This is a genomic window from Mesorhizobium sp. P2_A8 (assembly GCF_056404935.1).
Genome location: NZ_JBFUDB010000003.1, coordinates 552,783 through 565,258 on the forward strand (window position 1 = coordinate 552,783; position 12,476 = coordinate 565,258).

The 12,476-nt window shown below is 63.6% G+C and carries 9 protein-coding genes and 2 tRNA genes; 8 read left to right on the forward strand and 3 right to left on the reverse strand.

All coding sequences use genetic code 11. The features are described 5' to 3' along the window. Positions 1-87: 87 nt before the first annotated feature. The 3 genes from AC1D10_RS12280 to AC1D10_RS12290 all read right to left on the reverse strand — a co-directional run bounded on the left by AC1D10_RS12280 (position 88) and on the right by AC1D10_RS12290 (position 3,804). Entirely contained in the window at positions 88-1,110 is a 1,023-nt protein-coding gene (locus AC1D10_RS12280; RefSeq protein ID WP_477271949.1) for an aldose epimerase family protein, read from the reverse strand. A gap of 90 nt (positions 1,111-1,200) precedes the next feature. Beyond that, positions 1,201-2,658 (reverse strand): NAD-dependent succinate-semialdehyde dehydrogenase, encoded by a 1,458-nt coding sequence (locus AC1D10_RS12285; protein WP_477271951.1) that lies wholly within the window; start codon positions 2,656-2,658, stop codon positions 1,201-1,203. Between the two features lie 195 nt (positions 2,659-2,853). Continuing rightward, on the reverse strand, positions 2,854-3,804 hold the full coding sequence (locus AC1D10_RS12290) for an AEC family transporter (protein WP_477271953.1): 951 nt from the start codon (positions 3,802-3,804) through the stop codon (positions 2,854-2,856). 112 nt (positions 3,805-3,916) lie between these two features. Here AC1D10_RS12290 and AC1D10_RS12295 point away from each other — a divergent pair, with 112 nt between their 5' ends. The 8 genes from AC1D10_RS12295 to AC1D10_RS12330 all read left to right on the forward strand — a co-directional run bounded on the left by AC1D10_RS12295 (position 3,917) and on the right by AC1D10_RS12330 (position 12,474). Next, positions 3,917-6,937 (forward strand): caspase family protein, encoded by a 3,021-nt coding sequence (locus tag AC1D10_RS12295; protein ID WP_477271955.1) that lies wholly within the window; start codon positions 3,917-3,919, stop codon positions 6,935-6,937. Positions 6,938-7,034: 97 nt separating this feature from the next. Then, positions 7,035-7,583, forward strand: a complete 549-nt coding sequence (locus AC1D10_RS12300) for a histidine phosphatase family protein (protein WP_477271957.1) — start codon at positions 7,035-7,037, stop codon at positions 7,581-7,583. Between the two features lie 205 nt (positions 7,584-7,788). Continuing rightward, a tRNA-Gln gene (locus AC1D10_RS12305) sits at positions 7,789-7,859 on the forward strand. Then, positions 7,860-7,933 (forward strand) — tRNA-Asn (locus tag AC1D10_RS12310). Between the two features lie 369 nt (positions 7,934-8,302). Continuing rightward, positions 8,303-9,445 carry a slipin family protein gene (locus AC1D10_RS12315; RefSeq protein WP_477271959.1) on the forward strand — a complete coding sequence of 381 codons (1,143 nt, stop codon included), beginning with the start codon at positions 8,303-8,305 and terminating at the stop codon, positions 9,443-9,445. Between the two features lie 177 nt (positions 9,446-9,622). Beyond that, positions 9,623-9,904 carry an acyl carrier protein gene (locus AC1D10_RS12320; protein ID WP_006335407.1) on the forward strand — a complete coding sequence of 94 codons (282 nt, stop codon included), beginning with the start codon at positions 9,623-9,625 and terminating at the stop codon, positions 9,902-9,904. Positions 9,905-9,960: 56 nt separating this feature from the next. Continuing rightward, positions 9,961-11,151: a beta-ketoacyl-ACP synthase gene (locus tag AC1D10_RS12325; RefSeq protein WP_477271962.1), complete on the forward strand. Its 1,191-nt coding sequence runs from the start codon at positions 9,961-9,963 to the stop codon at positions 11,149-11,151. A 51-nt stretch (positions 11,152-11,202) separates the two neighbouring features. Beyond that, positions 11,203-12,474 carry a beta-ketoacyl-ACP synthase gene (locus AC1D10_RS12330; RefSeq protein ID WP_477271964.1) on the forward strand — a complete coding sequence of 424 codons (1,272 nt, stop codon included), beginning with the start codon at positions 11,203-11,205 and terminating at the stop codon, positions 12,472-12,474. Positions 12,475-12,476 lie beyond the last annotated feature (2 nt).

Genomic DNA, 12,476 nt, shown 5'->3' on the forward strand with positions numbered 1-12,476 from the left:
CGGCGCGGAGCGTACTTTTCGTACGTGAGCACCGGAAGCGCAGGAAACCGGCATTTGCAGGCCGGCCTCACCCGAATATCAGCAGACCTACGGAAGCCTGAACCGATATTCCGTCACATGATGGTAGATCGCGCCGGGCCACAGCGTCGCCTGCGGGAAATACGGCCGGTTCGGCGCATCCGGCCACACTTGCGGCTCCAGGCAAAAGCCGCAGAAAGCCTTGTAGTCTCGCCCTTCCAACCCCTTGCGCGGCGTCACGTACTGGCCGGTGTAGAGCTGGACCCCGGGCTCCGTGGTCCAGACCTCCATCTCGACACCGGAACTCGCCCCTTGCGTCCAGGACGCCTGCTTGAGCGGGCCGCGTGTCGGGGCGAGGCAGAAATTCTGGTCATAGGGCAGCTGTTCGCCTTCGGTCTCCATGCGCAGCGGCCGCGCCTGGCGGAAATCGAAGGGCGAGCCGTCGACCGGCTTGACCACGCCAGTCGGGATCATGTCGCCATCGACCGGCAGATAGGCGCCGGCATTCAGCATCATCCTGTGGTCGAGAATATCGCCGGCCCCGCCATCATCGAGGTTGAAATAGGAATGCTGGGTGAGATTGCACAGCGTCGGCTCCTCGCAGGTCGCCGTCAGTTCGACGCTGAGCGTGCCGGGGATCTTCAGCCGGTAGGTGCAGGTGACGTCGAGCGCACCGGGAAAGCCCATCGTGCCGTCGGGATCATGCAGCGTCAGCGTGACGAAATCCCTGCCATGCAGCGAAACCGTCCACGGCCGGTGGAAATAGCCTTGCGAGCCGCCATGCAGCGTATGCTTGTCGAGGAAGTTGCGTTCGGTCTGGTAACGCTGGCCGGCGATGGTGAAGCGGCCGTCGCGGATGCGATTGGCATAGCGGCCGACGACCGCGCCGAAGAAGGCGGTGTCGGTCTCATAGGCTTCCAGACTGTCATAGCCGAGCACCAGCGGTGCATCGTGCCCGGTCAGCCGCAGATCCTGGACGATCGCGCCAAGCCCGATGATGTTGGCGGTAAGGCCGCCGCCCCTGATCGTGAAGCGACGCACCGGCTCGCCTGCCTGCGTCGTGCCGAAAACCTCGCCGTCCTTCATCGCCATGCCCGCAAACGTCAGTTGATCCAGAGGATTTCGGCTGGTTTTCTCACGCAAGATGGGCAGGCGGTGGCCTCCCCATCTCAGAATAGTCTATCAGAGGCCGAGGCCGCCAATGCAGACATATTTGGTGTCGAGGTAATCCTCGATGCCCTGATGTCCGCCTTCCTTGCCGAGACCGGATTCCTTGACGCCGCCGAACGGCGCCTCCGGCGTGGTGATGAGGCCTTCATTGACGCCGACCATGCCGTATTTCAGCCCTTCCATGACGCGGAAGGCGCGGCCGAGATCGCCGGTGTAGAAATAGCAGGCAAGGCCGAATTCGGTGTCGTTGGCGAGCGCGATGGCTTCCTCTTCGGTCTCGAACTTGAACACCGGGGCGACCGGGCCAAAGATCTCTTCCTTCATGAAGCGCATCTTGGGCGTGGCGTTGGCGATGACCGTCGGCTGGAAGAACGAACCGCCGAGCGCATGGCGCTTGCCGCCGGCAACGATCTTGCCGCCCTTGGCAGTGGCGTCGGCAATCAGCTCCTCGACCTTCTCGACCGCCTTCTCGTCGATCAGCGGTCCCTGCTGCACGCCATCCTCGAGGCCGGACCCGACCTTCAGCCCGTCGCTGGCGGCAGCGAGCTTCTCGACGAATTTGTCATAGACACCCGCCTGAACCAGGAAGCGGTTGGTGCAGACGCAGGTCTGGCCGGAATTGCGGTACTTGGCGGTGATCGCACCGGCAACCGCACGTTCGAGATCAGCGTCGTCGAAGACGATGAACGGCGCGTTGCCGCCAAGTTCCATCGACACCTTCTTGACGGTGACGGACGACTTCTGGATCAGAAGCTTGCCGACTTCGGTCGATCCGGTGAAGGTGATCTTCGACACCAGCGGATTGGCGCAAATCTCGTCGCCGATCTCGCTGGCCGACCCGGTCAGGATGTTGATGACGCCCTTGGGGAAGCCGACTTCCTCGGCGAGCGCGCCCCAGGCCAGACCCGAGTACGGCGTCTGCGAGGCCGGCTTGACCACCGCGGTGCAGCCGGCGGCAAGTGCCGGGCCGAGCTTGCGGGCCAGCATCGAGGACGGGAAATTCCACGGCGTGATGGCGGCGATGACGCCGACCGGTTCCTTGGTCACCAGGATGCGGCGGTCGGCCCATGGCGATGGCACGACGTCACCGTAGGTGCGGCGGCCTTCCTCGGCGAACCACAGGATATAGGATGCGGCCGAGCCGATCTCGCCTTTGGATTCGAACAGCGACTTACCCTGCTCGATGGTGAGCAGCTCGGCCAGCACATCCTGATTGTCCATCATTGCGTCGTGCAGCTTGCGAAGCAGCTTCGAGCGCTCGAGCGCGGTGGTCTTGCGCCAGGTCTTGAAGGCTTCGCTGGCAGCCTCGATGGCGCGGCGGGTCTCGGCCTTGCCCGACTTCGGCACGGTGCCGATCTTGAGGCCGGTGGCAGGGTTGTTGACGTCGACCGTCTGGCCGCCGTCGGCCTGCACCCATTCGCCATTGATGAGATTGGCCTGCCGCATGAAATGGCTGGTTTTCTGAAGCATGGTCTATCCTCCGTTTGGCGCACTGACGGGCCGGTCTGTGAAGTCTTCGGCGAGCGTGCGCAATGGATTGAAGCCGGCACGCCGGAGCCAGTGCTCTTTACCTAGGGCAAGGCCCGCAAGCAATCGCAAGATGGCATATAGGGGTTGGGCCAGCGCGAGACGAGGGCAAGATGGCATGAACGCGTCTCAAATACCCTACCCGAATACCTGCACGACCACCGTCAGCCAGAAAGCAGTGGTGACGGCGGCGCAGGCCGTGGCGATGGTCATCTGGTTCGACGCCAGCGCCTGGCCGGTGTTGAACTGGACAGCGATGAGATAGGAATTGATGCCGGACGGCAGCGCCGCGACCACGACCGCCACCTTGGCCGTCAAGGGCGGCAGGCCGAGCAGCCAGACGAAGGCAAGAACCAGCGCCGGCATCAGGAAAAGCTTCAGCACCGAAAGCGCCAGCGCAGGCCGGACATTGCCGGAAATGCCGAAGCGGCGCAGGCTGAGCCCCATGGCGAAAAGCGCCACGGGCCCGGCCGTATCGGCCAGCGCATCGACCAGCCGCATGACAAGCTCGGGCAGCGGCACACCGCTGAGGCGCCATGCCAACCCCACCAGAATGCCGATGATCAGCGGATTGATGAACAGCCGTCTCAGGAAACTGCGGACGATGCGCAAGGGATGCATCGGCTCGCCACCGCCGCGGCCGAACATCTCGAACAGCACGATCGAAGCCATCATCATGATCGGCAGGTGCACGGAAACGAGCAGCGACAGCACTTCGAAGCCGCTCGGGCCGAATATGCCAAGGATGAAGGGAGCGCCGAGCAGCACGACATTGGAGTAGGCCGACGACACGCCACCGACGACCCCGGCGCGTGCATCCCGTCCGAAAATCCGCGTGGTGACGACATGGCCGGCGGCCCAGGTGATTGCCACTGCCGCGAAATAGGCGCCCCAAAGGGACCATGGCGCGACACCGTGGAAATCGGCATTCACCATGGTCTGGAACAACAGCAGCGGCATCGCCACGCTGACCGCGAAATCGGATATCCCCTCGCCGCTCGCCGGCTTCAGATAGCCGGTGAACCCGGCGAGATAGCCGAGCGCGACGAGGCTGAAGACGAAGAGGACGGTTTCGGTGAGCGGAGACATTTTTCCAGGGATAGGCGAGCCACGGTCGCGGCGCAATCGCGCCTGAATTTGATCATCGTCGGCTGGCAGCGTTATAGAGGGTTTGGATTATCAGGGCGGGCGCGGACGACAAATGGCCTTTGTCGAACCTTCAAAGCGTAATCTTGTCCGGCAGGCGTGGCTGACAGCTTTCGCCGCCGCCCTGTTTTGCCTTGCCGCGACAGCGCTTGAGGCCGCCGAAACGAAAAGCCTCAAGGGCGTGGCGCTGATCATCGGCCAGTCGAAATACGAACACATCGCCGCCCTCCCCAACCCGGCCAACGACGCGCGCGACATGGCCAAGATGCTGACCGACCTCGGCTTCGACGCGCGCAATGTCACCGACCGCGACGCCACCAAGCTGAAGCGGGACCTGGAGCGTTTCGCGGAGGATGCCGAAGGAGCCGATGTCGCCTTCATCTATTATTCCGGCCATGGCATCGAGGCCGGCGGCGAGAACTATCTGGTTCCGGTTGATGCCGGCGTGTCGTCTCTGAAGGATGCCGACGCCACCCTGGTGCCGATTTCCGCCGTCATGGACGCTTTGAAAAAGACCGTGCCGGTGACGATCGTGCTGCTCGATGCCTGCCGCACAAATCCGTTTCCGGCGGACGCCGTGGTGCGACGCGCGCCAACAGCCTCCGCCTCGCCCATTGGGGCTGGTGGGCTGGAACCGGTGCGTGGCGCCAAGGCGCTCGGCAACACGCCGGCGACAGACGAAAGCCTAGGCACCGTGGTCGGCTTTGCCGCCGAACCGGGCCGCCCGGCGCTCGATGGCGCCGCCGGCGAAAACAGCCCCTATGCGGCAGCCCTGCTGCGCCATCTGTCGGCAATGAAAGGCACCGAGTTCGGCTCGGTCATGCGCATGGTGACGGAGGAGGTCTATCTCGACACCAGGGCCAAGCAGCGCCCCTGGGTCAATGAGAGCCTGCGCCGCCTGCTCTATTTCGGCATTGCACCACTGGAACCGACCGGCGACGACGGGTTGATCACCGGCGAGCGGCGGCAGCTGCTGTTGACCATTTCCGACCTGCCCGACCCGAAGCGGGCGCAAGTTGAACTGGCCTCGCTGGAGGAAGGCGTGCCGCTCGACGCGCTCTATGGCGTGCTGAAGGCGCTCGGCACGGAAAAAATCCCCGAGGACCCGACAGATCTGCAAAAGGTGCTCGACGCCCAGGCCGAGCGCCTGAAAAAGATGATGTCCGAGCGCGCCGCGCTGCGCACCGACGATCCCGAAATCAAGCGCCTCGTCGCCTCCGCCGACAAGGCCATCGGCCAGGGCGCCATCGTGACCGCGCGCAAATTTCTCGATGACGCAGTCGGCCGGGTCGAGCAGACAAGCGATGCGGTCGATGAAGCCGAAGACCTCGTCAAGCAGAAGCGCCTTGCCGATGCCGCGATCTATGCCAGGCGCGCCGATGCCTCTGCGCTGGTCTTCGACTACAAGTCCGCAGCCAACGATTACGCCAAGGCGTTTTCGCTGGCCGAAAAATGGGACGACAAGCAGCGCTGGAACTATAAGAACCAGCAAGCCGAAGCGTTGAATGCTTTCGGCTATGCCACCGGCGATCTCGATGCGCTGCAGCACTCCATAGAGGCCTATCGCATCATCCTGAATTTCATTCCCAACGGCGAGCAGAATCGCGACTGGGCGATCACCCGCAACAACATGGCGGTGGTGCTGCAGACCATCGGCGAGCGCGAGACCGAAACCGCGCATCTCGAAGAGGCGGCGCAGATCTTTCGCGACTCCCTCATCGTGTTCGTGCGCGAGAAGGACGATCTCAACTGGGCCGCCGCGCAGAACAATCTGGCCAATGTGCTGTTGAAGATCGGTGAGCGCGAGAGCGACCCGAAGCGCCTGAATGAAGCTGTGGCGGCGATGCGCGCCACGCTGGAGAAGCGCCCGCGCGACAAGGTGCCGCTCGACTGGGCAGCTTCGCAGAACAATCTCGGCCTGGCGCTCTATGCGCTATCCGAGCGCGAGGCCGCCGGCGAGCATCTGCCGCAAGCGGAGGTGGCCTACCGGCTGGCGCTGGAGGAATACACCCGCGAAAAAGCGCCGGTGGAATGGGCGATGGTCGAGAACAATCTCGGCAACACGCTCGTGTCGCTCGGCATCCAGCTCAACGACAAGGCGAAGATCAACGAGGCGGCCGATGCGTTCCGCGCCGCACTCGAGGTGCGAACCCGTGAAACCTTCCCGGTCTCGTGGGCGACCAGCCGGCTGAATCTTGGCAACGCGCTGAGCGGCGTCGCTCGCTTTGACCTGGGCACCGGCGCTCTCGAAGAGGCAGCGGCGGCCTATGACGATGCGCTGACGGTGTTTACCCGGCAGCGTTTTCCGATGGACTGGGCATCAGCCCAGAACAATCTCGGTTCGATCTACCAGACGCTTGGCCAGCGTACCCTCGATGCGGCCAAGCTCGAACAGTCGGCCGCGGCGTTCCAGGCTGCCCGACAGGTTTATGTCAGGCGGAAATTCCCCCTCGACTGGGCAATGAGCCAGTACAATCTCGGCAACACGATGCAGCTTCTTGGCGGTGTGACCGACAGGCCGGAACACTACGGCAAGGCCATTGCCGCCTATCGCGATGCGTTGCGCGAATACAAGCGCGAGACGAACCCTCGGCAATGGGCATTGGCCCAGGCCGGCGTCGGCTCGGCGCTGCACTGGCTAAGCATGAGCAATGCCGATCCCAAGACCTTGCTTGAGTCCATCGCCGCCCGCAGGGCAGCACTTGAGGTGCTAACCATCGAGGCGGCGCCCGTCGACTGGGCCAATGCCCAGAACGGCATCGGCATGAGCCTGCTCAACCTCGGCAATCTCCAGCGGACCGACAAATATCTCAGCGATGCCGAGGCGGCTTTCACGGCAACGCTGAAGGTGTTCACCCGCGAAAGCCAGCCGATGCAGTGGGCGTTCGAACAGAACAATCTCGGTGACATCCACTGGAACCGCGCCAGCTATGGCGGCGGCAAGGCCGAATATCAAAAGGCGATCGAATTCTTCGAGAACGCCAAGCAGGGCTTTACCGAAGCCGGCTACACGATGCCCATTCCATTGACTGACCAGAAGATCGATCTGGTGAAGAAGCAGATGGCGAAGAAGTAGGGCTCGGTCCGACCGCGCCTTGTCTTTCGGCTGGCTTTACCATCCCTATATGTCCAATCACCGGAACCCATTGCCGGGAACCGGAGAAGGATAGCCTATGATTCGATTTGTGCTGGCTTTGCTTCTGCTCGCCGTCCCGGCCGCGGCCCATGCAACGGACGCCGGCTGGGCGCTGTTGAGCGACGGCGGCCATGTCGTGCTGCTGCGTCATGCCATGGTCACCGGCACCACCGATCCGGCCAATTTCGACATCGACAGCTGCGCCACCCAGGTCAACCTGTCGGCGCGCGGCAAGCAGCAGGCGAGCAAGATCGGCGCCCTGTTTGCCGCTCGTGCAGCGCCCATCGAGCGCGTGCTGTCCAGCCGCTATTGTCGTTGCCTCGACACCGCGCGCATCGCTTTCGAGGCCGAGCCGGAGCTCTTCGCGCCGCTCGACCTGTTGAAGGGCGACGAAACGCAGAAGGCGGCACAGATCGCGGCAATCATGAAGGAAATCCGCGCCTACTCCGGCTCCGACAATCTGGTCATGGTCACGCATCTGGAGGACATCTTGGCGCTGACCGGCGTTTCGCCGCGCGAAGGCGAAGCCGTGGTTGTCGAGCCGCAGGGCGACGGCCTGCGTGTGCTCGGCCGCGTCACGTTCTGACCTCGGCAGTGTTGCCGAAATGCCACCACTGTAAGAAGCCGCAAATTGACCACGACAATGCCGCTTGCGACAACCCGTCGCAGGGGCTATAGGCGCGCACCCGGTCACGAAAACCGAAGTGAGCACAACGGTTGGAGCTTTCGTCTCCGCCCGTGCAGGCGGCTTTGACCGCCCTGTATACGGCGCCGCTTTGGGGATTGGGATCGCGGGTGTAGCTCAATTGGGAGAGCGCCGGACTTGGCCCGGAGGTTGTGGGTTCGAGTCCCGTCATCTGCACAACGGATAGCTCAGTTGGGAAGAGCATCAGACTGTTAATCTGACTGTCGAAGGTTCGAATCCTTCTCCATTGGCCTGATAAGCCAGCACCCTGCCACGGTGTTATCTGAAAAACGGTCCGGGGACTGGAATGCTGAAGATCTGACGGACGGCCCAAGCCTTCGGGCGCGAGCCATCCTGAAAGTCTGACGCCATCGGCTCGCGGCCAGGCCCGCGGTGATGGTCAAGGCGCAGCGTCGCCGGCAAGGGAGGCCAAGGCCTCCGGCGTCCGCTTCGCTGCCCCGCGATCCGCTCCCGAAGGCCCGCCACGGATTGATGCCACCAGTCCCCGGATCATTCGTGCCCGGACATGACGCAAGAGACGATGTGAAACGAGAAACGAAGGGAAGATCGACGCATGACTTGACGCCTCGCATGGGGCCATGCCCGACAGGAGTAAGACAATGACCATTCTCGACAAGGTTCTTGGACGCGAGCGCGTCCTCGTTAGGGAAAACGAACGTGCCCTCACCCTCTACAAGGGTGAGATCAAGGCTGTCCTGTTGCCGGGCGAGCATTGGCTCGCCAACCGGCGCGGAAGCCTCGAGGTGTCGCGGCACGATCTGAAGAACCCGGAATTCGTTTCTGCATACGAGAAGGCGTTGTTCGACAAGCTCCCGGATGTGGCCGCGCGTCATTTCACCGTCGTTCGCACAGGGCGCACGGACGTCGCCGTCATCGAGCGTGACGGCAACCTGCACGCCGTTGTGGCGCCGGATCGCAAGCTGGTGCTGTGGACGGATGCCGGTCCGTGGAAGGTGACGGTGATCGACACCTCGGCCGACCTCGCCATCGATGCGGCGGTCATGCGCCGGCTCGGCCAGGCCCGGAAGGCGGATTTGATGTCCGTCCATCCGGTCGTCGACGGCCAGGCAGGACTGCTGTTCATCGACGGTGTCCTGGTCAGGACGCTGACGGCGGGCGTGCATGGCTTCTGGAACGTCGGACGCATGGTGCAGATCAAGGTCGTCGACCTCAAACGCCAGTCGCTCGATGTCGCCGGGCAGGAAGTGTTGACCAAGGATCACGTCACGATCCGCGTCAACATCGCCGCCGAATACCGGGTTGTCGATCCGGTCAAGGCGGTGAGCACCGTGAAGGACTTCTCCGAGGCCCTCTACCGCGCCCTGCAGTATGCCTTCCGCAAGACGCTGAGCGCGCTGACGCTCGACCAGATCCTTGAAAAGAAGGTGACGGTCGACGAGGAGGCCGCGACCAAGGTCCGCGCCGATATGGCCGAGATCGGGGTGGAGGTCAGCGATATCGCCCTCAAGGATGTCATCCTGCCGGGCGAGATGCGTGAGATCCTCAACCAGGTGGTGTCGGCCGAAAAGCAGGCCGAGGCCAACATCATCCGCCGCCGCGAGGAGACGAACGCCACGCGTTCGCTGCTCAACACGGCCCGGGTGATGGCGGAGAACCCGGTGATGCTGCGGCTGAAGGAGCTCGAAGCTCTGGAAACCATCGCTGGCAAGGTCGAGCGACTGACCGTCCACAACGGAACGGGCGGACTGCTCAACGACCTCGTCAAGCTCCGCGACAGCTGAGCTGACGTTACGTCAACAGGAAGGGCCGCCGGGTCAACCGGCGGCCCTTCTTGCGTTTCTTGAGCACCCTACCCATCTGCGCCCGGCGTATCAGGCCTTTTCCTGTCGGGAAAAACCGATTAGACAGCGCCCAAACACATGCGGACAGATTCCGCCCGCAACCGAAGGAAAAGCCCCTTGTCCACCACGTTCGACAAAGTCGCCAAGATCATTGCCGACACCAGCGAGATCGATATCGACACCATCACGCCCGAGAGCCACACGATCGACGATCTCGGCATCGATAGCCTCGACTTCCTCGACATCGTCTTCGCCATCGACAAGGAATTCGGCATCAAGGTGCCACTGGAAAAGTGGACCCAGGAGGTCAATGACGGCAAGGCTTCGACCGACGATTACTTCGTCATGAAGAACCTGTGCGCCAAGATCGACGCGCTGGTCGCCGCCAAGAACGCCTGACGTCAGTTGAGCGCGCGACCTTGACGCGCTCTGCCGCCTGACCCACAAAGCCGCTCATGAGCAGCCCCCGCGACGTCGTCATCACTGGTATCGGCCTTGTCTCCTCGCTGGGAGAGGGTCCGGATGCCCACTGGCAGAAGCTTGCCCAGCCGGGCCTGCAGCCGGTGCTCGAAGCGGCGCGCTTTGCGCCCTACACCGTCCATCCGCTGCCGGAGATCGACTGGAACCTGCAGATCGCCAAGCGCGGCGACCAGCGGCAGATGGAAACCTGGCAGCGGCTCGGCACCTATGCTGCCGGCCTGGCGCTGGACGACGCCGGCATCAAGGGCAATGACGAGCTCTGCACGACCATGGACATGGTTGTGGCCGCCGGTGGCGGCGAGCGCGACGAAGCGGTCGACGCCGCCATTCTCGCCGCTTCGGAAAGCCGCAACGACCGCGACGTGCTGCTCAATGAGAAGCTGACCACCGAATTGCGGCCGACGCTGTTCCTGGCCCAGCTTTCCAATCTGCTCGCCGGCAACATCTCCATCGTCCACAAGGTGACCGGCTCGTCGCGAACCTTCATGGGTGAGGAAGGTGCGGGCGTCTCCGCCGTCGAGACGGCCGCCGCGCGCATCCGCTCCGGCCAGTCGACGCACATCCTGGTCGGCGGCGCCTTCCAGACCGAACATTCCGACATGCTGCTCGGCTATGAGCTTGCCGGCTATCTGCATCGCGGCCCGTGGAAGCCCGTCTGGCAAAGACAGGGTGCCGAGGGCGGCGGCGTTGTGTCGGGCTCCGGTGGCGCCTTCCTGGTGCTGGAGCAGCGCGAACACGCGACAAGTCGGGGCCGGAAAATCTATGCCGAGCTCGGCCCGGTCGTCTCCGGCCGCGCCAGGCGGTCACGGGGGGAACTCGATACCGAGATCGCCGCACTGCTCAGCCAAGCGGCATTGCCGAACGGCAAACTGCTTGCCCTGTCGGGCGCATCGGGCGCGCATGCCGCAACCAATGCCGAGAAAGCAGCACTCGATGCCAATCCGGCGATCGCCTCGCGCGGCTTCTCGACACTGACCGGGCATATGAAGGAAGCGCAGTTTCCGTTCGCCGTGGCGCTGGCCGCACTCGCCGTCGACCGCAAGGCCGCCTACCCTGTTTTTGATGCCGCAGCCGAAAAGCCGTTCGAAGGCGTTCCAGCAAGTGTCCTTGCAACGGCGATTGGCTATCACCAATTCGAGGGCATGGCGCTGGTCAACGTCGCCTGAGGCGGCGCTGCGCAATCCATGTTGTAACGATAAGAGGTCGAGGGCTCCCGGATGGCCAATCTGAACGATCACATGGGCAGGCCAATCGTCGCCGTCACCGGCATCGGCGTGGTGACGTCGCTTGGCGTCGGCAAGGCCGACAATTGGGCGGCGCTGACTTCCGGCAAATCGGGCATCCACCCGATCACCCGCTTTCCGGTCGACCATCTCAACACCCGCATCTCCGGCACCGTCGACTTCCTGGCGTCGAGTTCGAAAGGTGCCAGCCCCCTCACCTATGAGCTTGCCGAAACCGCCGCGCACGAGGCCGTGGCCGAAGCCGGTCTCAATTCCGGCGACTTTGGTGGTCCCCTGTTCCTGGCTTCGCCACCGGTCGAACTCGACTGGCACGAACGCTTCTCGCTCTATAATTCCGACAAACTGGATGCCGGCGCCGAAAGGCTGCTGCGGGTGGCGCGCGGGCTGAAGGCGACAGATATTTTCGAGACCACCCAGTTCGGTTCGATCGCCGACCGGCTCGCCGACCGCTTGGGCACGCGCGGCCTGCCCATCACGCTGTCGACCGCTTGCGCCTCCGGCGCAACCGCCATCCAGCTCGGCGTCGAGGCGATCCGCCGCGGCGAATGCGACCGGGCGCTGTCGATCGGCGCCGACGGTTCGGCGACCGCCGAGGCACTGATCCGTTTCTCGCTGCTGTCGGCACTATCGACCCACAACGACATTCCGGAAAAGGCATCAAAACCCTTCTCCAAGGACCGCGACGGCTTCGTGCTGGCCGAGGGTTCGGGCGCTCTCGTGCTGGAATCGCTCGAAGCCGCGCTGGCGCGCGGCGCCACTGTTCTCGGCATCCTGCGTGGTTGCGGCGAGAAGGCCGACGATTTCCACCGCACCCGCTCCAAGCCCGACGGTTCACCGGCGATCGCCGCGGTTCGTGCCGCCCTTGCCGATGCCGGCCTGAGCAAAGACGAGATCGACTACGTCAACGCCCATGGCACCTCGACGCCGGAAAACGACAAGATGGAACATCTGTCGCTGTCGACGGTGTTCGGCGAGCGGATCGGCTCGATGCCGGTCTCGTCGAACAAATCGATGATCGGCCACACGCTGTCGGCGGCCGGCGCCGTCGAGGCGGCGTTCTCGCTGATGACGATGCGCGAAAGCGTCATTCCGCCGACCATCAACTACGACAATCCGGACCCGGCGATCGTACTCGACGTGGTGCCGAACAAAAAGCGTAACGCCGAGGTTCGCACAGTTCTGTCGAACTCCTTTGGCTTCGGTGGCCAGAACACTTGCCTTGTCATGGCGCGGGAACCGGTCTAAGC